We start from the raw sequence: 21,312 nt of genomic DNA, 5'->3' as shown, positions 1-21,312 counted from the left end.
GCTACTCACCGTCCTTCTTGTTCGAGTTCGCGCCCCGGCGCATCCAGCCGCGCAGCTTCTTCCAGCCGTCGACGAGGCCGCCGGGCATGAGGCGCACGATGACGATGAGCGCGACGCCGTAGATCATGAAGTTGAGGCCCTGCACACCCGAGAACGAGGTGCGCAGCCATTCACCGAGCGGTGTCATCAGCACCGCACCGATGATCGGGCCGACGATCGTGCCCATGCCACCGATGATGCCGTTCAGCGCCGGCTGCACCGAGTAGAGCGTCATCGAGAACTGGGTTTCGGGTTCGATCACGAACAGGTAGAGGGCCGCAAACGCGCCGAACGCGCCGGTGATCGCCGCCGAGACGGCGAGCGTGCCCACCTTGAGGCCGTTCGTGTGCACGCCGAGTGCACGGATCGCCTCTTCGTCGGTCTTCATCGCGCGCAGGTGATAGCCGATGCGCGAGTTGTAGAGCCAGACCGAGAACGCGACGACGACAATCACCATGGCGAGCACGATGAAGTAGTACGGCTGCCGATTCTCGAAGGAGATGAAGGCGAAGCCCTGGTCGGGCGGGGTCGTGATGCCGACCGAACCGTTCGTGAGCGGCACCGCCCAGATCGCGAGCAGGCGCAGCACCTCGACGAACGCGAGCGACGAGAGGGTGAAGAACGGCCCGCGCAGGCGCAGGAGCGGCACCGCGAGCACCATCGACGCGGCGGCAGCCATGACCATGGCGGCAAGGATGCCGACCCACGGGTTGACGCCGAGGTTCACGTAGAGAATCGCGACGGTGTAGGCGCCCACGCCGAAGAACGCGGCGTGGCCGAGCGAGAGGGTGCCGCCGATCGCCATGAGGTTCCACGCGACGGTGACGCCGACGTAGATAAAGGTGATGACGGCGATGTGGAGCACGTACTGGTCGTGCACGACAAGGGGCAGCAGCAGCGCGACGAGGCCGGCGATGCCCAGGCCGAGAATATTGCGGTTCGACATTACTTGAGCCCCACTTCTGCGTTGCGGGCCGAGCCACCGAAGATGCCCTGGGGGCGCACGATCAGCACGACGATGAAGACGGCGAACACTGCGACCTGTTGCAGCGCCGGGTCGATGTACGTTCCGGTGAGGGTTTCGATGACGCCGAGGAACAGACCGCCGATGAGCGCGCCGGTCATGTTGCCGAGGCCGCCGAGCACGACGACGACGAACGCCATGAGCGTGTAGTGCGCGCCGACGAGCGGGTACGCGGCCTGGAACGGGATGATGAGCACGCCGGCGATGCCGGTGAGGGCGGCGCCGAGGCCCATCGCAACCATGTAGTAGCGCTTGACCGGGATGCCGAGCATCCGGGCCGTGTCGCGGTCCTCGGCAATCGCGCCGAGCGCCTTGCCGAGCATCGTGCGCTTCATCATCCAGAACAGCGCGACGACAAGCAGGATCGCGACGACGAAGGCGATGACGCGGCCGTAGGTGGCGCTGACGCCGCCGACCGTGATCGACTGCTCGGCCCAGCCCACTGTGACGGTGCGGAACTGGCCGCCGAAGAGGAACAGCGCGAAGTTCTGCAGGAACACCGAGAGCCCGAGCGTGACGAAGATTTTCATGTTCGCCGAGGAGTCCTGCATCGGTTCGAGGATGAACTTCTGCAACAGCACGCCCGAGATGAACATGATGGGCGTGACGATGAGCAGCGACACGTACGGGTTGACGCTCCACGAGGTGTAGAGGAACCAGGTGAAGTACATCGCGATCATCACGAGCTCACCGTGCGCGAAGTTCGTGATCTTCACGACGCCGAAGATGATGTTGAGGCCGACTGCGACGAGCGCGTAGACCCCGCCGAGCAGGAGCCCGGCGACGAGGGCTTGAATGAGGAATGTCATGGCTTCGCTGACCTCACTGTCCGAACGGGCTGGTGTGCTTGGGCTCGGAGACGGCGACCTCGGTCGGGAACACCGTGACGAGCTCGTTGTCCTGCCACTGCATGATGTAGTCCTCGGAGCGCTCGTTCTGGTTGTTCGGGCCCATCTTGTAGCCCCAGGTGTTGACGCTCTGGCTGTTCGGCGCCTCGTACTTCAGGGCCGCCTCATGGAAGACATCGGGGTCGTCGCTGCCGCCGGTGAGCTCGAGGATGTCGAGCACGTACGAGGTGCCCGCGTAGTTACCCTGCGGGTAGCCCGAGCTCGGGAACTTGTTGTACTTCTTCTCGTAGCGCTCGAGGAAGCCCGCAAGCTCGGGCGCGGCGTCCGGGCTGAGGCGCGGCTGCGGGAAGTCGCAGTCGTAGACGCCCTCGGCGGCCGAGCCGAGCGCATCCCCGAACTCCTGCAGCGTGTAGCCGCCGCCGATGCCGATGAACGCGCCAACCTTGACGCCGGCGTCGCGCATCTGGCGGCCGAGCAGCACGGCGTCGGAGGCATAGGACACGGCAAGGATGACGTCGGGCACGGCCTGCTTGATGCGCGCAACGGTCGACGAGAGGTCGGTCTGCTTTGCCGAGTAGGCCTCGTGGTCGGCGAACGACATGCCGAGCGCGTCGGCGTTCGTGTCGGCGCTCGCCGTGACCGACTGGCCGTAGTTCGAGTCCTCGTGCACCATCATGAGCTTGAGGTCGGCCGGCTTCTTGCCGAGCTGCGGCGCGAGCACTTCGGCGGTGAACTTCAGCGCCTGCTCGGTCTGCTTCGTCGAGGCCGGGTTGATGCGGTAGACGCGCGGGTAGCCGCGGTCGGTGATGCCGGCCGCGACCGCGCCGAGCTCGACGAAGCTGTTGCCGGTGCGGGCGAAGACCTCGCTTGCCGCGGTCGACAGCGACGAGCTGTAGGTGCCGAGGCCGAGCTTGATGTTGTTGTTGAATACGAGACGGCGGGCCTCGGAGGTCGCGGCGTTGACGTCGGGCACGTCGGCGAGTACGACTTCGACGCGCTTGCCGGCGACGCCGCCGCGTTCGTTGCGGTCGGCGACCGCCATCTCGACGCCCTCCCAAGAGGCCTGGCCGAGGAGCGCATTCGTGCCCGACATCGGCATCATGACGCCGAGGCGAAGCACCTCCTCGGTCGTGCCGGGCGCCGAACAGGCCGCGAGCGAGCTGCCCGCCGCGACGGCGACGGCGGCCGCGCCGCCGAAGCGGAACAGGCTTCGCCGATCGAAACTTGCATGCAGTGGATTCATCTGAACTCCGTTGTTCTGAGGAGCTGGCCGAGGTGAGCCAGAGCGAGGGGAAGGGTGCAGATTAGGCGGCGGTCCAGCCGCCGTCGACGGTGATGAGCTGCCCCGTCAGATACGAGGCGGCGTCGGAAGCAAGGAACACGGCGGCGCCAGCGAGCTCCTCCGGGTCGCCGAAGCGGCCCATCGGGATGCGTGCGAGCATTTCTGCGTAGCGCTGCTCGTCGGTGAACACGGCCTCGGTGAGCTCGGTCCGGAAGTAGCCGGGCGCGATCGCGTTCGCGCGGATACCGCGGCCCGACCACTCAGAGGAGAGGCTGCGGGCGACGCCATAGACGCCGGACTTTGTCGCGGTGTATGCCGAGATCTGCGGCATCGAGATCGTGCTCGTGAGCGAGCCGATGAAGATGTGCGAGCCGCCCGCGCCGCGCTCGAGCTGGCGGCGCCCGAGCTCCTGGCTCAGCGCGAACGGCGCCGTGAGGTTGATGCGCAGCAGGCGCTCCCACTGCTCGGGGTCGAAGTGCTCGGCGGCCTGGCGGTGCTGCACGCCGGCGGCGTGGAGCACGATGTCGAGCGGCGCGCCGAGGGCGGCCTCGGCGTCATCGAGCAGCTGCGCGGGGGCAGCGGTGACGTCGGCCGCGATACCGATCGCGCCGAGCTCGTCGGCGGTCGCGGCCACCGCATCCGCCGAGCGCGCCACGACGACGACGCGCGCGCCGGCGTCGACGAGGCCACGGGCCATCGCCTTGCCGAGCCCGCGACTACCGCCGGTCACGAGGGCGGTCTTGCCCGCGAGCGAGAAACGGTCGTGAAGTGACATGCTGCTGCTTTCTAGTGCGTGCGAATCGCAACGGCCTTGGTGCGGGTGTAGAACTCGAGGGCGACCTCGCCCTGTTCCTTGTAGCCCGAGCCCGAGTCCTTGAACCCGCCGAAGGGGTGGTGGATGTCCCAGCCGCTCGTGGGCTGGTTGACCGACACTTGGCCGGTGTCGACCTGCGCGACAAACTGCATCGCAGAGCCGAGGTTCTGCGTAAAGATCGCGGCCGAGAGGCCGTAGCTCGAGTCATTCACGGCCTCGACCGCCTCCTCGAAGCTGTCGACCTCGAGCATCCCGACGACCGGGCCGAACACCTCGGTGCGCCAGATATCGTGCTCGCGCGTGACGTCGAGCAGCGTTGGCTCGACGAAGGCACCGGCCTCAGCGGCCGCGCCCGTGAGCTCAGTGCGGGCCACGACGGTCGCGCCCTCGGCGACCGCGCGCTCGACATGGCCGCGAATCTCCTGCTGCGCGCCCTCGTCGACGACGGGGCCCATCGCGACGCCCTCGGCGGTGCCCGGCGCGACGTTGATGCCGCGCACGTAGTCGGCGAGTCGCTCGCGCACCTCGGCGGCGACTTCGCGCTGCACGATGAGACGGCTCGTCGCGGTGCAGCGCTGGCCAGCCTGGCCGTAGGCACCCGCGGCGATGGTCGGAATCGCGAGGTCGAGGTCGGCGTCGGCGAGCACGACCGCGGCGTTCTTGCCGCCCATCTCGGTCTGCACGCGGATGCCGCGGCCCGCGAGCTTGCGCTGCAGCTCGAGGCCGACGGCGGTCGAGCCGGTGAACGACACGGCGCGAATCGAGTCGTCGTCGAAGAGCGCGTCGCCGAGGTCGCGGCCGCGACCCGTGACGGTGTTGAGCACGCCGGCGGGCAGGCCGGCCTCGTGGAAGAGGGCGGCGAGCTTGAGCAGGATGAGCGGGGTCGCCGACGCGGGTTTGATCACGACCGCGTTGCCCGAGATGAGCGCCGGGCCGAGCTTGCGGGCCGGGGTGAGCAGCGGGTCGTTCCACGGCGTGACGAGCACGACGACGCCGAGCGGCTCCTGCACGCGCGCGGCGAAGGTGTTCGGGCGGCCGTCGGCGAGGAGGCCGCCGAACTCGTCGCGCCCCATTCCGCCGTAGTACTCGAAGAACTCGGCGGTCTTGCCGACCTCGCCGGTTGCGTCGGCGACGGTCTTGCCGAGCTCGGCGACGATGAGGTCGCGCAGCTCGGTCGCGTGCTCGCGGATCAGCGCCGCGGTGCGCAGCAGCACGGCGCCGCGGGTGAGGCCGTTCGCGCGGCGCCACTCGGCCGCGCCCGCGCGGGCCGCCTCGAACACGGCAGGCAGCTCGTCGGCCGTCATGGCCGGCACGCTGCCGACGACGTCGCCCGCGGTGGCGGGGTTCGTCACCTCGAGGGTGCCGCCCGCGCTCGCGTCGACGAACTCGCCGCCGATGAGGTTCTTCAGGTGTCCAAACTGCATTGGGGGTGCTCCTCAGGTGGTCAGTTGGCGGTGGCGGCGAAGGCCGCGTCGAGGTCGCCGGTTTCGACGGCGGCGAAGAGCGCGCGCAGGCGCGGCTCGTCCATCGCCTCGGGGTTGGTGGGCCGCTGGTATTCGGCATTGCAGTAGCGGGCGAGCTCGTCGACCTGATCGGCCTCGATGCGCGCCTCGCCGAGGGTCGTCGGCAGGCTCATGCGCCGCGCGAGCTGCTGCACGGCGTCGGCGGCGTCGCGGAGCGAGGTGCTCGCGCCGTTCGTGAGCGCGAGCGCGATGCGCTCGGCGAGGCGGGGCTCGAGGTGTTGGTTATACGCGATGCAGTACGGCAGCGCGAGGGCGCACGAGACGCCGTGCGGCATTGGGGTGACGTGTGCGAACGAGTAGGCGATCGAGTGCCCGACGACGACGCCCGCGTTGAGCGCCTGCCCGCCGAGGTGCGAAGCCCACTGGGTGCGGGCGAGCGCCTCGGCGTCGCCGTTGTAGGCGGCCTCGAGGTTCGCGACGAGCAGCTCCATGGTGTGGAAGGAGGCGTGGGCCGAGAGCATCGACGCCTTCGACGACATGAGTGCCTCGACGGCGTGCGCGAGCGCGTCCATGCCCGTGGCCGCGATCACCTTGTTCGGCAGGCTGCTGACGAGCTCGGGGTCGAGCACCGCAACCTCGGGCACGTAGCTGCTGCAGACCGAGGCGCGCTTGGCGCCGTCGATCGTGACCATGGCGATGTTCGTCGCCTCGGATCCGGTGCCGACCGTGGTGGGCACGAGCACAAGCGGGGCGAGAGCGAGCTCGTCGGCAACGGGGCCGACCCAGTCGGCGCTCGTGCCGCCCTGGCGCAGCATGAGCGCGATGAGCTTCGACGAGTCGAGCACCGAGCCGCCGCCGACCCCGATGACTGCGGTGGCCCCGGCGTCGCGGGCAGCCTGTGCGACCTCATCGACGACCTCGGCCGTGGGCTCGGCGCCGAAACCACCGCGCACGAGCACGTCGATGCCGCCCTCGCGCAGGCCCGCTTCGATCGGGTCGATGAGGCCGGCGCCAGCCACCGCGTCGTCGATCGCGAGCAGGACGGTGCCGCCCTCGTAGCTCGAGTGCTTGCGGAGCGTCTCGGGCAGGCGTCGGGCGCTGCCGGCGCCGCCAACGACGGCGGCGGGGGCAAGGAAGATCGAGTCGGAAACCGGATTCGGCCACCAGGGTGCGGACGTCATCGTCGCTTCTTTCTGTGCTCGGTGCGGGAACTGCGCAGGGGACGCGATGCGCGCCCCAGGGATCCATCATTGGATCCAACAGTTTCCGATCGAACCACAGTTGCACGCAACCGTCAACCGGATTGGATCCAGCTACCCCTCGCCGAGTGCCTCGATGCTCGCCTCGCCGAGGATGCGCGTGCGGCGAATGTGCAGGCGCAGCACCTCGCCGAGCGACTCGGCATCGTTGTGGTCGATGTAGTAGCAAATGAGCTGGTGGTCGGCGTGCGTTGCGACGTTGTCGGCGTCGGTGAAGCGCGGCACCGTAATGCGGCGATAGCGCTGGGTCTTGTTCCACAGCTGCACGACGCGCTCGTAGAGCGACTCCTCGCGCACGCCGGCGAAGGTCGCGAGGTGGAACTCACGGTCGCGCCGCGTGAACTCCTCCACCACATCCGAGCGACCCGTCACCTCGGCCGTGGCCGCCGCCAACTCGTGGATGCGCTCGCGGTGGTCATTGGTCAACTTCGGCAAGCTGGCACGGATCGCGAAGGGCTCGAGCACCTCGCGCAGCTGGTACGTCTGCACGAAGTCCTCGGGGTCGATGCTGCTCACCCAGGCACCCGCGTTGGGCCGGAGCAGCACGAGCTCCTCCGCCTCGAGCTGCTTGAGCGCGACGCGCACCGGCATGCGGCTGGTCTCGAAGCGCTCGGCGAGTTCCTCCTGCCGGATGCGCTCCCCCGGTGCGAGCTCGCCCGTGAGAATGAGCGTGCGTAGCGCGTCGGTGATGCCCTCGCTACCGCTGGTGTCGCTGGTCCTCACACGTCGCTCCCTCTCTGGTGCAGGCAATCTTCGCATTCATCATGTCGCGAGTGCCGCGGAATTGCATCCAGCATGAGGTCGGCATTCGCCAGTTTGGATCCAATTCGCAATTTCGGAGTAGGGTTTCGGGCAGAACCTCGACTACCCGCACGAAGGAGTGCTCTGTGACCGAGCCCGACCAGATTCTCGCTATTACCGGCGGCGCCAGCGGCATCGGCTTTGCCACCGCGACGCACTGGCTGCGCGACCCCGCGCGCCGCGTGGTGCTGCTCGACCTGAACCAATCCACCCTGGACGAGGCGGTCGCACAGCTCGGCGACAGCGCGCGGGGCATCGTCGTCGACGTGACCTCGCGCGAGAGCGTCGATGCGGCGTTTGCCGACATCGCGACGACCGAGGGCGTGCTGCACGGCCTCGTGAACAGCGCGGGCGTCGCCCGGCCCCGCCCCACCGCCGAGCTCAGCGACGAGGACTGGAGCTTCCTCATCAGCGTGCACCTTGACGGCACGATGCGCGCCTCCCGCGCCGCCTATCCGCTGCTGTGTGCTGGCCGGGGCGCGATCGTTAACCTCACCTCGGTCGCGAGCAAGGTGGGCATGCCCCAGCGCGCGAGCTACAACGCAGTGAAGCACGGCATCGATGGGTTCACGAAGACCATCGCGGTCGAGTGGGCGCGCGACGGCATCCGGGCGAACTCGGTCGGACCGGGCTACGTCGACACCCCGTTCAACCGCAAGCTCGAGGCCGAGGGGCGCCTCAACACCGAGCGCATCAGCCGGCGCATCCCGATGCGGCGCTTCGCTGACCCGGCCGAAATCGCGGCGCCCATCGTCTTCCTGCTCGGCGCCGAGGCGAGCTACATCAGTGGCCACAACCTCATGGTCGACGCCGCGATGACCGTCGCTGGCGAGTGGTACGAGGAGGCGTAAGCGTGGCACGCTTCACCGACAAAACCGTCGTCATCACCGGCGCCGCGGGCGGCATCGGCTCGGCCCTCGCGCTCCTGCTGCGGGCCGAGGGTGCGCGGCTCGTGCTGCACGACCTCTCCCCCGACGCGCTCGCCGCGCTGCCGGCCGAGCTCGCCGCATCCGCCGAGGTCGTGCATGTCGCGGGCGACGGCACCGACGACGAGGTGCAGGCGCGCATCGTCACGGCGGCCGAGTCGCTCGGCGGGGTCGACGGCTTCGCGCCCGCCGCGGGCATCTACCTCGAGGCACCCCTCGCCGAGCTCAGCTTCGCGCAGTGGCGGCAGACGCTGTCGATCAACCTCGACGCGGTGTTCGCGCTCACGAGCAAGCTGCTGCCGGTGCTCAACGACAACGCGGCAATCGTGACGTTCGCCTCGGTCGCCGGCGAGCGCGGCTCGCGGGGCCACGCCCATTACGCCGCGTCGAAGGGCGCGATCGTCGCGTTCACCCGCACGCTCGCGCTCGAGCTCGGCTCACGCGGCATCCGCGCAAACGCCGTGGCGCCGGGCATCATCCGCACCCGCATGACCAACGACTCGGTGTCGAAGCACGGCGATGAGTGGGCCGCGGGCACGCCGCTCGGCCGCCACGGCGAGCCCGAGGAGGTCGCCCGCGCGGTCGCGTTCCTACTCTCCCCCGACTCCTCCTTCATCACGGGCGTGCAGCTCGACATCAACGGCGGCCTCTACATGGCGTAACGCTTGCACCATCGTGAGTTGCATGCAACACTGCAAGAGTTACATGCAACTTGCGAGGAGGGCGAGGATGCGCGGACTAGACCAGCCGCTCGAGCGCGACCAGCGCATCCGGAGTGCCGAAGTCGGCGCGGCTCGCCGACTCCTGTCGCAGCAGCAGCTCGGCGGTGTTGAGGATGTGCGCGCGCATCGCCGCGCCCGCGGCCTCGCCGTCGCCCGCCACGACCGCGTCGACGATCGCGCGGTGATCCTCGGCGCACTCGACCGTGCTGCGCATGTGCGGCACCGTGCCGACGCCGGTCTTCAGCACCATGTTTCGCTGCTCGGTGAGCACCTCGACGGCGCGCACATTGCCGGCAACCTCGAGCAGGCCCCGGTGAAAGTCGCGGTCGCAGCGCAACGTCGCGTCGACGTCGCCCGATTCGGCGACCTCGACGAAGCGCGCGAACTGCGCGGCAATCTCGGCGCGCTGCTCGGGCGTCGCCGCACTCGCCGCGCGGCGCGCGAGCGGCAGCTCGAGCATGAGCCGCACTTCGAACCCCTCAACGAATGCCTCAAGACTGGTCGGCAGCACGCGGATGCCCCGGTTGCGCTCGACCGACACGAGGCCGAGGCGCGCGAGCTCCTGCGTGGCCTCGCGGATGGGCGTGCGCGACATGCCGAAACGCTCGCCGAGTTCAGTTGCCGAGTACCGCTCCCCCGCCTCGAGCTCGCCGAGGACAATCGCCCGTCGCAGCTGCTCCACGGCACGCTCGCTCAGTGTCGGGCCTCGATCATTCACCGTCGCCATGCCGACAGTCTCTCATTCTCCACAACGTCTCTCAGAAAGGGGCTCCCCCTATGACCACCCCAACCACCCGTATCGCTGTCATCGGCGCCGGCATCATCGGTGCCGCCGTCGCCCGCGAGCTCAAGCAGCGCTACCCGCAGTCGCACGTCGTGCTCTTCGAGAAGGAAGACCACGTCGCGGGCCACCAGACCGGCCACAACTCGGGCGTCGTGCACGCTGGCCTCTACTACCAGCCCGGCAGCCTCAAGGCCCGGCTGTGCCGCCGCGGCGTCGACCTCATCACGAACTTCGCCGTCGAGAACGACGTCGCAATCGACGAGTGCGGCAAGGTCGTCGTCGCCCAGAACGAGGTCGAGCGCGAGCGCCTCGCCGAGATCCACAAGAAGGCGACCGCGAACGGCGTGCCCGACGTCGCGCTCATCGACGCAGGGCGCCTGCGCGAGCTCGAGCCGAACGTCGTCGGTGAGGCCGCCGTGCACTCGCCGCACACCGCGATCATCGACTACACCGGGCTGACGATGGCGCTCGTCGCCGACTTCGAGCGCGACGGCGGCGAGATCCGCCTCAGCACCGAGGTCGAGCGGGTACAGAGCGCGAACGGGCTCGTCACCGTGATCAGCACGACGAGTGCCGAGGTGTTCGACCACGCGATTGTCTGCGGCGGCCTGCAGTCCGACCGACTCGCCCGCGCCTCGGGCGCCGGGGCCGACCCGAGCATCCTGCCCTTCTTCGGCCAGTACTTCATCCTCGAGCACAAGCACGCCGACGTCGTGAACGGGCTCATCTACCCGGTGCCCGACCCCGCGTATCCGTTCCTCGGCGTGCACATCACGCGTCGCATCGACGGCGAACTCATGATCGGCCCGAACGCGTTCCTCTCGTTCGCGCGCGAGCAGTACCAGGGCTTCCCGTTCAGCCTTCGCGACTCGCTCGCGATCGCGAAGGATGCGGGGTTCTGGAAGTTCGCATCGCAGAACGCCGGCGCCGCGCTACGCGAGCTCGGCGGCGTGATCTCGATGGACCGCTTCGTCGAGGGCGCCGCGAAGTTCGTGCCGCAGCTCGAGGGTGCGAAGGGCAAGCGGGCGCCCCGCGGCGTGCGCGCCCAGGCGGTCGACCGCCAGGGCAAGATGGTCGACGACTTCGTGATTCAGCAGAGCGGCGGCGCGATGTTCCTACGCAACGCCCCCTCGCCCGGCGCGACCTCGTCGATGGCGATCGCCGAGTACCTCGTCGACGAACTCGCCGAGCGCTACGAGCTCGGCACGGCGCGCGCGGCGTAGGCGCCGCCCGGCGTCGACTAGCGTTCCCCGTATGGGGAGAACGACGACGTTGCCCGCGGTCAACCGCTTCGCACGCACGAACCGTGCCGTGCATCCAGACCGAGCTTGGGTGCGCATCCTGCGCCTCGCGCTCGGCCTCGCGGCGCTCGCCGGCGTCGCCCGGAACTTCTACCGCGCCGCGAACGGCATGGTCGAGTCGACGCTGATCGAGTCGATGTCGCAGTTCACGAACATCTCGAACCTGCTCTTCGGCGTCGTGCTCATCGTCGGCGGGCTGCGGGCCCGCGCGCGCCTGCCACTGTGGTGGGACGACCTGCGGGGTGCAGCCGCGTTCTACATGGTGATGACCGGCCTCATCTACGCGATTCTCGTCGCCGAGCCGGGCGCGCTCGCGCGCTGGGATCTCGAGTGGTCGAACATCCTGCTGCACCGCATCACGCCCGTGCTCGGCGTTGTCGGCTGGCTCGTCATCACGCAGACGCGCCGCGCCTCGTGGGGTCGGCCGCTCGCCTGGCTCGTCTATCCGCTGCTCTACCTCGTGTACACGTGGGTGCGCGGCGGCATCGTCGGCTGGTACCCGTACGGCTTTCTCGACCCGACCGGCTCGGGCGGCTGGGGCTCGGTGATCGCGACGACGGCGCAGGTGTTCGTCGCGTTCCTCGCCGTCGCCGTCGTGCTGCACGTGCTCGGCCTGCTGCGGGTGCGGCTCGCTAGTCGGCCAGCAGTTCGCGCACGCGGGGAATGACCTCTTCGCCGTAGAGCTTCAGCGACGACATCGCGTATTCGTGGGGCATCTGGCCCGACTGGTACTTGAGGTCGAAGCGCTGGGCACCGAGCGAGCGCATGCCGAAGGCGATCTTGCGCGCGACGGTGTCGGGGCTGCCGACGTGCAGGGCGCCGTCACCTTCGATGCCCGCCTCGAACTGCTCGCGCGTCGCGGCCGGCCAGCCGCGCTCGCGCCCGATGCGCGTCGTGTTCGCCTGCCAGAACTCGTAGAGCTGCTCCTTCGCCTCGGCATCGGTCGCGGCGATGTGGCCGGGCGAGTGGTAGCCGATCGTGGCGGTCTCGTGGCCGAACTTCGCCTGCGCCTGGCGGTAGAGGTTCGCAAACGGGGCGAAGCGGCTCACGCCGCCGCCGATGATCGCGAGCATGAGCGGGAAGTCGTAGTGCGCGGCGCGGATGACCGACTCGGGCGAGCCACCGACCGCGACGGCCGTCGGCAGAACGCCCGGGGTGCCGTCGGCCTGCGGCTCGACCGGCGGGTACACCGAGACATCGGTGAGGGGCTTGCGCACCGAGCCCGTCCAGGTGACGGGGCCGCCGGCCGCGAGCTGCGACCAGAGCTGCGCCTTCTCTTCGAAGAGGCGCTCGTAGTCCTGCATCTCGAAGCCGAACAGCGGGAAGGACTCGGTGAACGAGCCGCGGCCGATCATGATCTCGGCGCGGCGCTGCGAGAGCGCGTCGAGGGTCGACCAGCGCTCGTAGAGGCGCACGGGGTCGTCCGAGCTGAGCACGGTCACGGCCGAGCCGAGGCGGATGCGCTCGGTCTGCGCCGCGATCGCCGCGAGCACCATTTCGGGCGACGACACGGCGAAGTCGTCGCGGTGGTGCTCGCCGATGCCGATGAGGTCGATGCCAACCTGCTCGGCAAACACGCCCTGCTCGACGATCTCGCGGATGGTCTGCGCGTGGCTGTTCAGCTCGCCGTCGGCGCGCTGCGTGAGGTCGCCGAACGTGTTGATGCCGAACACGAGGGCGTTGGGGTCTACCTCGGCCGGGATCTCCGCCGCGCTGGTCTGGTCGGTCATCGCTCACTCCAATTTGCTTGAAAAGTCATTCAGCTTAATTGAACACGGGCCGGCGCGCTTCCATTCCCAGGATGCGCGCCGGCCCGTCCGCGACCGTGCGGCTAGCCGAGCTCGTCGACCCCGACGACCTCGGTCTTCGGCGTCATCTCGGCGCCGATGAGCGCATACCGCTCGGGCCGCGCGCGGCGCAGCCAGAGCGTGTAGAGCACGCCGGCGATGCCGGGCACGATGATCAGCGCGGGCAGGATGAACGTGGTCGCATTCGACTCTTCCTGGCCGAGCATGAGGTCGAAGTTCATGAGCACGAGCACGAACACGACCGCAAGCGCGAGGCCCGAAATCGCGGGCGCGATGAGCCGCGACCAGACGCCGACGCCCCGAGCATCCCGTCGGAAGAAGGCGATGACCGCGATGGCGACGAGCACCATGAGCAGTACAAGGCCGAACGCACCGGTGTTCGTGAGCCACGTGAACATCGTGAGCACGGGGAACAGCGGGTCGCCGGTGTCGGCGATGATGAAACCGATCGTCGCGAGTAGGGCGAGGAGGCTCTGCGTGAGCGAGCCGACGACGGGCGAGCCCGCGCGGTTGAGGCGGCCGAAGGCCTTCGGCAGCACCTCCTCGCGGCCGAGCTCCGAGAAGTAGCGCGAGACGGCGTTGTGGAACGACATGAGCGCCGCGAACAGGCTGGTGATAAAGAGGACATTCGCGAAGTCGACGAGGATGCTCGCGGCGTGCTCCCCGAGGAACGCGAAGAGCAGGCCGGGGCCGAGTTCGCCCGACTGCTCGACGATGTTCGACTGGCCGTAGGCGACGGTGAGCGACCACGCCGAGATGGCATAGAAGACGCCGATGACGATGACGGCGAGGAAGGTCGCGCGGGCGATCGTGCGGCGCGGGTCCTTCGCCTCGTTCGCGTAGATGGCGGCCGACTCGAAGCCCATGAACGCCGCGACGCCGAAGGCGAGCAGCACGCCGACGCCCGGGGTGAACAGCGAGGCGGGGTTGACCGGCTCGAGGCTGTACCCCTCGGGCGCGACCGTGATCGCGATGATGTCGAAGACGAGCACGACGAGGAACTCGAGCGCGACGAGCACGCCGATAACCTTTGCCGAGAAGTCGACGCGAAACAGGCCGAGGGCACCCACGACGACGATGCCGATGAGCACCCAGAGCCACCACTGGGTGGTGACGCCGAAGCGGCTCGAGAGCCAGTCGGCGATGCTGAAGCCGAACATCGCGAAGATGCCGATCTGCATGCAGGCGTAGGCGACGACGGCCGAGACCGCGGTGCCAACGCCCATGGGGCGGCCGAGGCCGCGGGCGACGTAGGCGTAGAACGCGCCGGCATTCTCGATGTGGCGGGCCATGGCGGCGTAGCCGAAGGCGAACACCGCGAACACGGCGGCGAGCACGATGTAGCTCGCGGGCACGCCCGTGAGCCCGCTGACGGCGAAGCCGGTCGGCGCCCCGCCCGCGATCGCGGTGAGGGGTGCCGAAGCGGCGATGATCATGAAGGCAATCGCAAGCACGCCAAGGCGGCGCTGCGGCAGAGGTGACGACGTTGTCATCGGAGTGCTTTCTCTTGGATTCGATCTGGGGAGGGGTTAGTGCCCGGTGCCCGAGTAGGCGCCGTGCTCGGCGAGGTAGTCGAAGTGGGCGGCGAGGGTGAACTGCTCGTTGCCGAAGCGTGCCTCGCCCTCGAGCGCGAGCTCGGTCGCGGCGGCGCCGAACGCCGTCGCGAACTTGAAGCCGTGACCCGAGAGGCCGGCGGCGACGATGATGCGCTCGCTCGGGTTGAGGTCGAGCACCGGCAGCCGGTTCGGCGTGTAGGCGCAGTGGTGCACGCTCGCGCGCACCGGCTCGGGGTTGATGCCGTTGAGCAGCTCGGCGGCGCGCTGGCCGAGCAGGTTGAGCTGGTCGGGCGTGTACTCGGTGGGTACGTCGGCGACGTCGCGCTCGACCGGCCACACGGGGTTGCCCGAGGCCTTGATGCTGTAGCCGTCGAGCGCCGGCACGCCGAAGAAGTGCGTGGTGCCGTGGTCACGCAGGAACGTCGGGAACTTGTCGGGCGTGAACTGCGACGGGTCCTTCACCATGAACCAGGTGAGGCCGAGCGGCAGCAGGCGCAGCAGCTCGTCGAGTTCAGGCAGCACGCGCTTCGTCCACGAGCCGCTCGCGACGATCACCTTGTCGGCGAGGATCGTGCCCTGCGAGGTGCGCACCGCGACGCCGCCGGGCTGCTCGTCGAGGCCGAGCACCTCGGTGTTGAAGCGGAGGTCGGCGCCCGCGTTCTCGGCGAGTTCGAGGGCCGACATGATCGCGACCTCGGGGCGGAGCCCGCCGCCGTATTCGTCGAGCACGGCGACGTCGCCGTCGTAGATCTTGTGCTGCGGGTAGGCCTTGCGCAGTTCCTCGGTGCTGAAGATCCGGTGCGGCAGGTCGTAGTCGCGCACGCACTCGAGCGTGGTCTGAAACTCGGGCTGCGACTCCTGCGCGATCGAGAGCGTGCCGGCCTCGAGGTAGACCTCGCGTCCCGACTCGACCTGCAGCTCGCGCCAGAGCTCGCGCGACTCGAGCAGGAGCGGCACGTAGAGGCCGCCCTCGTGGTAGGCGGCGCGGAACACGCGCGACTCCCCCGCGTACGAGCCGTGCGAGTGCACGCGGCCGTACTGTTCGAGGCCGATGACGTTCGCCTCCTGGCGCTTCGCGAGCTGCCAGGCGGTCATCGACCCGACCGAGCCGAGGCCGATGACGACGATGGTGGGCTTGTGCTGTGCCATCTTGCTGTTCCTTATCTACGCGCGCGCCGGCGCATCCCAGAGGTTGAGCGAGGTACCGATGCCGCGCTCGACGGCGTTGCGGTAGACCGCGGTGCCCCACGCGACGTCTTCGATCGGCATGCCGCCGACCGAGAAGAGAATGATCTCGTCGTCGTTCCGGCGCCCTTCCGCGGTGCCGTTAAGCACATCCGGGAGGTTCTCGAAGCGCTCGGACGCGAGCGTGCCGGCGGCGACGCGGTCGAGCAGATACATGCCGAGCAGGCCGACATACTCGTGCCCGGGGGTGGGCAGTTCGCGCTGCCACTCCTCGTAGAGGCCGCGGTGGTCGGCGAAGTGGCGGGCGCCGTCGACGAGGGCCTCGTCGATCATGATGTCGGCGGGCAGCGACACGAACGCGCCGGGCTTGAGCCACTCGCGCTCGAGGCGCAAGTAGTTCTCGCTGCCGGCGGGCGTCGTCGGCGCGATCGAGACGATGTCGCTGTCGCGCACCGCCTCCTCGACCGTGGCGACCGTCTGCACGTCGAGCTGCGGGAACGTCGTGCGCGCCCAGTCGACGAATGCCTGCGTGCTGCCGGCGCTGCGGCCCTTCACCTTGACCGTCGTGATGCTCGGGCGCACGGCGACGAACGCCTCGAGCGAGGTCTGGTTCATGACGCCGGGGGCGACGATGCCGACCGTGCGCGCATCCTGGATCGCGAGGTGGCGCGCGCCGACGCCCGGCACCGCGCCGGTGCGGTAGGCGCTGAGCAGGTTCGCCGACATGTAGGCGACGGGGGCGCCGGTGTCGGCGTCCGAGAGCGTGAACATGAGGATCGAACGGGGCAGGCCGTGCTCGCGGTTCGCGAGGTTCGAGCCGTAGAACTTACAGCCCGACATGCGGAAGCTGCCGCCGAGGTACGCCGGCATCGCCATGAAGCGGCGGTGCGGGCCGTCGGCGGGCATGCCTTCATGTTCGGGATGCGCCGGGAACGTCACCATCGCGCCGTGCGAGTTGCCCTCGGTCCCGGCCATCCGGTAGTCGCCGCGGCCCGCGAGCTGCAGGGTCTCCTCCATGACGTCGACGCACTGGGGCATCTCGGTGACGCCGGCCGCGATCATGTCGGGTTCGTTCAGGTAGAGAAAGTCGATGCGGGCTCCGTTGCCGCTCATGGTCAGTCCTTCAAAGTTGCGTCGAGGGATTCCGCGTTGTGGGCGGACGGCCTCGCTGCCGTTGAGCGTTAACGCTAGGCCGGGTCGCGGCGTGATCGGCCAGTTTTCGGGTTGCTGTGCACTCGGGGGCAAGCGTTGGGCCGTCCGAGTCATCCCGCATCGGGGTGTGCGGGAGGTTACACGGCGGGTGTCGGAAACGCGGCGGGCCCGCCGCATCCGCCCTCTTCGGGGTGGATGCGGCGGGTCGGCTTGGTGGGTTGCGGCGCTAGTTGCCGAGGATGAAGTCGGCGCCGCGCTCGCCGATCATGACCGACGGCGCGTTCGTGTTGCCGCTCGTGACCGAGGGCATGACCGAGGCGTCGATGACGCGCACGCCCTCGAGGCCGCGCACCTTGAGGCTGGTCGGGTCGACGACGGCGAGGTCGTCGCTGCCCATGCGGCAGGTGCCGACCTGGTGGTGGTAGGTGACGCAGTTCTTGCGGGCGTAGGCCGCGATCTCTTCGTCGGTCTGCACCTCGGGGCCGGGGTAGACCTCGACGGCGCCCCAGCCCTCGGCGAGCGGGGCCTGCGCCGCGATCTCGCGGCACTGCTTGACCGAGTTGACGAGGCTCGTGATGTCTTCGTCGGTCGAGAGGATCTGCGGGTCGAGCAGCGCGACGTCGTGCGGGTCGTTCGACGCGAGGCGGAACGTGCCGCGCGAGGTCGGGCGCACGAGGCCGGCGTGGAGGGTGATCGCGTTCGGGATCGGCTCCTGGAACTCGCTCACCATCGGCACGTCGAAGTAGATCGGCTGGGTGTCGGGCACGTCCTCGCCCTCGCGGAAGGTCGTGAAGTGGTGCATCTGCGAGACCGGCTCGTTGACGTCGCGCTCGGGGATGTCGCGGGTCGTGGTCTGCGCGATGACCGGCGCGAGCACGTGGTCGTGCAGGTTCTCGCCGACGCCCGGCAGTTCGTGCTGCACGTCGATGCCGACCTCGGTGAGGTGGTCGCGCGGGCCGATGCCGCTGAGCAGCAGGATGCGCGGGGTGTCGAGCGCGCCGGCCGAGAGGATGACCTCGTCCGCGGTGAGCTGCTCGGTCGCGCCGTCGATCTCGGCCTCGATGCCGGTGACGCGGCCGCCGTCGAGCAGCAGCTTCGTTACCCACACGCCGGTGCGGATCGTGAGGTTCTCGTGGGCTTTGATCGGGTCGACGTAGGCGCGGTAGGAGCTGAAGCGCCCGCCGTCGCGCACCGTTAGCTGCTCCCAGCCGACGCCCTCGATCGATTCGCCGTTGTAGTCGGGGTTCGCCGGCACGCCGGCCGCGACGGCCGCCTCGTGCATCGACTCGAAGACCGGGTTGTGCTGGTAGCCGTCGACCGTGACGTCGAGCAGTCCGTCGCGGCCGCGCAGCTCGTCGTCGCCGACGGTGGTCTTCTCGATGCGCTTGAAGACGGGCGCGACGTCGACCCAGCTCCAGCCCTCGGCACCCTCGCGCTCCCAGCGGTCGTAGTCGCCGTGCGCGCCGCGCACCCAGATGGTGGCGTTGAGCGAGTGCGAGCCGCCGAGCACCTTGCCGCGCGGCCAGTGCAGCTTGCGGTCGGCCGCGCCCGCCTGCGGGGTCGTGAAGTAGCCCCAGTCGTCCTTGCTGAGCCAGAGCTCGCCGAGGCGGCCGACGTCTTGGATCGCGGGGTTCACGTCGGATCCGCCTGCTTCGAGCAGCGTCACCTGGTGGCCCGCATCGATGAGACGGCGAGTGACGACCGAGCCTGCGGATCCGGCTCCGACGACGATGTAGTGCGACATGTACTCTCCCTTGAGCTTGCGCCAGCCACCATGGATGACGCGGTAATCGCGACTCTACGAAAACTGACTGAAGAGTCAGTATTTTTTGCGCGGGTGGTTGCGCGCGTTGCGAAGGACCGTGCACTGGGCGACAAGTGGGGTCGCGGTCGGGCGTGCGGTCATGCGTGCCTACGCCCTTACGTGACCCCGCGCATCCCGTGCGATTCCTGCCCGCGTGACCCAGCGAATCCCGTGCGGTCGTTGCGCACACGGGTTGCGTTGGGGCGTTCGCGGCGCAGGGTGTCCCCAATGTCCCACTTTTCGCGGAAAAAGTGGGATGTCGGGGACACTAAGCGGCGCGGAAGCGGGCCGAGCGACCTAGTCGACGACGCAGGCGACGGTGTGGGTGCCGTCGGCGGCCGTGCCGAGGCCGTGGGTGATGCCGTTGAAGCCCGGGAACCGCGCCGCGAGCTCGGCCTCGACCCGCAGATACTCGACGATGCGCTCGGTCACCCGCTCCCCCGGCACGAGCAGCGGAATGCCCGGCGGGTAGGGCGTCAGCAGTACGGCGGTCACACGTCCGGCGAGCTCGTCGATCGCGACGTGCTCGATGCGGCCCGAGGTCATCGCGGCCCACGCATCGGCGGGCAGCAGCGCGACCTCCGGCGCATCCAGGTAGATGTCGGTGGTGAGGTTCGCGATGTCGAAGCCGCGGTAGGCCGCGTGCAGGCGATCGCACAGCTCGCGCAGGCCGAGCTCGGCATATTGCGGATGCTCGTCGGCGAACTCGGGCATCGCCTCGCGCACCTCGACGTCGCGGTCGTAGAGCCGCTTGAAGCGGTGCAGCTCGGCGATGAGCGTGTTCCAGCGCCCCTTCGTGACGCCGATCGTGAAGAGAATGAACAGCGAGTAGAGGCCCGTCTTCTCGACGACGACCCCGTGCTCGGCGAGGTACTTCGAGAGCACGAGACCCGGAATCCCGCTCTCGCCAAACTCACCGTCGGTCGACAGACCCGGCGTCGTCAGCGTCACCTTGATCGGGTCGAGCATCGTGAACCCATCGTCGACCGCGTCGAAGCCGTGCCACGTCTGCTCGCCCGTGAGCTCCCACTCCGAGCGCTCGGCGAGCCCCTCGCGCGGCGGCGTATCGGGCCCCCACACGCCGAACCACCAGTCGCCCTCCGGCTGCTCGTCGGCGATGCGGATGATCGCGCGACGGAACTCCATCGCCTCGGTGATCGCCTCCTCGATGAGCGCGTGTCCGCCGACCCCGCGCATCATCTCGGCAGAGATGTCGCAGCTCGCGATAATTGCGTACTGCGGCGACGTCGAGGTGTGCATGAGGTACGCCTCGTTGAAGATGTTCGTATCGAGCTCGGCCGACTCCGCGTTCTGCACGAGAATCTGCGACGCCTGCGAGAGCCCAGCGAGCAGCTTGTGCGTCGACTGCGTCGCGTACACGAGCGAGCGTTCGGTGCGCTCGGCGCGATCGTCAACCGCGTGCATCCCGCGGTAGAGCTCGTGGAAGCGCGCGTGCGGCAGCCATGCCTCGTCGAAGTGCAGCACGTCGACGTGCCCGTCGAGCGTGCGCTTGATCTCGGCGGCGTTGTAGACGATGCCGTCGTAGGTGCTCTGGGTGAGGGTGAGGATGCGCGGGGTGCGGGTCTTGTCGGCGATGAACGGATGCGCCTCGATCTTGCGGTGGATCTCGGCCGGGTCGAACTCGCTGCGCGGAATCGGGCCGATGATGCCAGCGCGGTTGCGCGTGGGCATGAGGTAGATCGGGATCGCGCCGGTGAGCATGATCGCGTGGAGGATCGACTTGTGGCAGTTGCGGTCGACGAGCACGATGTCGCCGGGGCCGACGGCCGAGTTCCAGACGATCTTGTTCGACGTCGAGGTGCCGTTCGTCACGAAGTAGAGGTGGTCGGCGCCGAAGGTCTCGGCGGCGCGGGCCTCGGATTCGGCGACGGGGCCGGTGTGGTCGAGCAGTTGCCCGAGCTCCTCAACCGCGTTGCAGACGTCGCTGCGCAGCAGGTTCTCGCCGAAGAACTGGTGGAACAGCGTGCCGGCCGGCGACTTGAGGAACGCGGTGCCGCCCGAGTGTCCCGGGCAGTGCCATGAGTACGCGCCATCGTTCGCGTAGTTCGTGAGCGCGCGGAAGAACGGCGGCGCGAGCCGCTCGACGTAGCGGTTTGCCTCGCGCTGCAGCGTGCGCGCGACAAACTCGGGGGTGTCCTCGTAGGCGTTGATGACGCCCTCGATTTCGCGCAACACCTCGGTCGGCAGCTGGCGCGCCGTGAGCTGCTCGCCGAAGAGAAACAACGGCAGCTCGGCGTTGACGGCGCGGATCGCACGCACAAATTCGCGCAGGTCGCCGTGCTCGGCCTCCCCCGCCGCATCCGGCACGACGTAGACGACGAGCGCCTTGTCGTTGAGCGTGCGCGCGAACGCGCTCGGATTCGCGACCGCGGTGACGTCGACCGCGGCCGAGCCGAGCTCGCGCAGCTCGGCCATGAGCCGCGCGATTGAGGCGGTGAGTTCGGCGCCGACGGGGCGGGCGCCCGTGGCGAAGGCGACCGAGAGTCCGGAGTGTTGCACTGTCGTTCCTTTCGAGAAGGGCGG

General features: G+C 69.0%; 18 protein-coding genes. 4 read left to right on the top strand and 14 right to left on the bottom strand.

The features are described 5' to 3' along the window. Window position 1 precedes the first annotated feature (1 nt). The 7 genes from M3M28_RS01725 to M3M28_RS01695 all read right to left on the bottom strand — a co-directional run bounded on the left by M3M28_RS01725 (window position 2) and on the right by M3M28_RS01695 (window position 7,452). Window positions 2-985, bottom strand: coding sequence for a branched-chain amino acid ABC transporter permease (locus tag M3M28_RS01725; RefSeq protein ID WP_249387141.1), 984 nt, complete (start codon window positions 983-985; stop codon window positions 2-4). Beyond that, the gene (locus tag M3M28_RS01720; RefSeq protein ID WP_249387140.1) at window positions 985-1,872 is read right to left on the bottom strand and encodes a branched-chain amino acid ABC transporter permease; all 888 of its coding nucleotides are present in this window, start codon (window positions 1,870-1,872) and stop codon (window positions 985-987) included. Before M3M28_RS01720 ends, M3M28_RS01725 begins: the two co-directional genes overlap by 1 nt. A 13-nt stretch (window positions 1,873-1,885) precedes the next feature. After that, window positions 1,886-3,154, bottom strand: coding sequence for an ABC transporter substrate-binding protein (locus M3M28_RS01715; RefSeq protein ID WP_249387139.1), 1,269 nt, complete (start codon window positions 3,152-3,154; stop codon window positions 1,886-1,888). Window positions 3,155-3,215: 61 nt separating this feature from the next. Next, complete coding sequence (locus M3M28_RS01710) at window positions 3,216-3,968, bottom strand: SDR family NAD(P)-dependent oxidoreductase (protein ID WP_249387138.1); 753 nt, start codon at window positions 3,966-3,968, stop codon at window positions 3,216-3,218. An 11-nt stretch (window positions 3,969-3,979) separates the two neighbouring features. Then, window positions 3,980-5,431, bottom strand: a complete 1,452-nt coding sequence (locus M3M28_RS01705; protein ID WP_249387137.1) for an aldehyde dehydrogenase family protein — start codon at window positions 5,429-5,431, stop codon at window positions 3,980-3,982. 20 nt (window positions 5,432-5,451) lie between these two features. After that, window positions 5,452-6,651 (bottom strand): iron-containing alcohol dehydrogenase, encoded by a 1,200-nt coding sequence (locus M3M28_RS01700; RefSeq protein ID WP_249387136.1) that lies wholly within the window; start codon window positions 6,649-6,651, stop codon window positions 5,452-5,454. Between the two features lie 132 nt (window positions 6,652-6,783). Beyond that, the gene (locus M3M28_RS01695; protein ID WP_249387135.1) at window positions 6,784-7,452 is read right to left on the bottom strand and encodes a GntR family transcriptional regulator; all 669 of its coding nucleotides are present in this window, start codon (window positions 7,450-7,452) and stop codon (window positions 6,784-6,786) included. A 164-nt stretch (window positions 7,453-7,616) separates the two neighbouring features. Here M3M28_RS01695 and M3M28_RS01690 point away from each other — a divergent pair, with 164 nt between their 5' ends. Together M3M28_RS01690 and M3M28_RS01685 are read left to right on the top strand one after the other, a co-directional pair. Beyond that, window positions 7,617-8,381 carry an SDR family NAD(P)-dependent oxidoreductase gene (locus tag M3M28_RS01690; protein WP_249387134.1) on the top strand — a complete coding sequence of 255 codons (765 nt, stop codon included), beginning with the start codon at window positions 7,617-7,619 and terminating at the stop codon, window positions 8,379-8,381. A gap of 2 nt (window positions 8,382-8,383) precedes the next feature. After that, window positions 8,384-9,118: an SDR family NAD(P)-dependent oxidoreductase gene (locus M3M28_RS01685; RefSeq protein WP_249387133.1), complete on the top strand. Its 735-nt coding sequence runs from the start codon at window positions 8,384-8,386 to the stop codon at window positions 9,116-9,118. Between the two features lie 76 nt (window positions 9,119-9,194). Here M3M28_RS01685 and M3M28_RS01680 read toward each other — a convergent pair whose 3' ends face one another. Next, on the bottom strand, window positions 9,195-9,905 hold the full coding sequence (locus tag M3M28_RS01680; protein WP_249387132.1) for a GntR family transcriptional regulator: 711 nt from the start codon (window positions 9,903-9,905) through the stop codon (window positions 9,195-9,197). Between the two features lie 50 nt (window positions 9,906-9,955). On the opposite strand from M3M28_RS01680, the gene lhgO reads away from it, so the two are divergent. Continuing rightward, window positions 9,956-11,185 (top strand): L-2-hydroxyglutarate oxidase, encoded by a 1,230-nt coding sequence (gene lhgO / locus M3M28_RS01675; protein WP_249387131.1) that lies wholly within the window; start codon window positions 9,956-9,958, stop codon window positions 11,183-11,185. Window positions 11,186-11,216: 31 nt separating this feature from the next. Next, window positions 11,217-11,930, top strand: coding sequence for a Pr6Pr family membrane protein (locus tag M3M28_RS01670; protein WP_249387130.1), 714 nt, complete (start codon window positions 11,217-11,219; stop codon window positions 11,928-11,930). Here M3M28_RS01670 and M3M28_RS01665 read toward each other — a convergent pair. The 6 genes from M3M28_RS01665 to M3M28_RS01640 all read right to left on the bottom strand — a co-directional run bounded on the left by M3M28_RS01665 (window position 11,896) and on the right by M3M28_RS01640 (window position 21,288). Further along, the gene (locus M3M28_RS01665) at window positions 11,896-12,993 is read right to left on the bottom strand and encodes an Atu2307/SP_0267 family LLM class monooxygenase (protein WP_249387129.1); all 1,098 of its coding nucleotides are present in this window, start codon (window positions 12,991-12,993) and stop codon (window positions 11,896-11,898) included. The two genes, M3M28_RS01670 and M3M28_RS01665, sit on opposite strands and share 35 nt — an antisense overlap. Window positions 12,994-13,094: 101 nt before the next feature. Next, entirely contained in the window at window positions 13,095-14,564 is a 1,470-nt protein-coding gene (locus M3M28_RS01660) for an APC family permease (protein WP_249387128.1), read from the bottom strand. Between the two features lie 36 nt (window positions 14,565-14,600). Next, entirely contained in the window at window positions 14,601-15,776 is a 1,176-nt protein-coding gene (gene solA / locus M3M28_RS01655) for an N-methyl-L-tryptophan oxidase (protein WP_249387127.1), read from the bottom strand. Window positions 15,777-15,791: 15 nt separating this feature from the next. Then, a complete protein-coding gene (locus M3M28_RS01650; protein ID WP_249387126.1) occupies window positions 15,792-16,925 on the bottom strand; it encodes a tyramine oxidase subunit B in 1,134 nt (377 codons plus the stop codon). 265 nt (window positions 16,926-17,190) lie between these two features. Continuing rightward, window positions 17,191-18,708: a GMC family oxidoreductase gene (locus M3M28_RS01645; RefSeq protein ID WP_249387125.1), complete on the bottom strand. Its 1,518-nt coding sequence runs from the start codon at window positions 18,706-18,708 to the stop codon at window positions 17,191-17,193. 357 nt (window positions 18,709-19,065) lie between these two features. Continuing rightward, entirely contained in the window at window positions 19,066-21,288 is a 2,223-nt protein-coding gene (locus M3M28_RS01640) for an arginine/lysine/ornithine decarboxylase (protein WP_249387124.1), read from the bottom strand. Window positions 21,289-21,312: the final 24 nt, after the last annotated feature.

Source organism: Gulosibacter sediminis, from assembly GCF_023370115.1.
Lineage (GTDB): Bacteria > Actinomycetota > Actinomycetes > Actinomycetales > Microbacteriaceae > Gulosibacter > Gulosibacter sediminis_A.
Note: the sequence above shows the minus strand (reverse complement) of the source record. Positions and strands in the feature narration are given on the sequence as shown.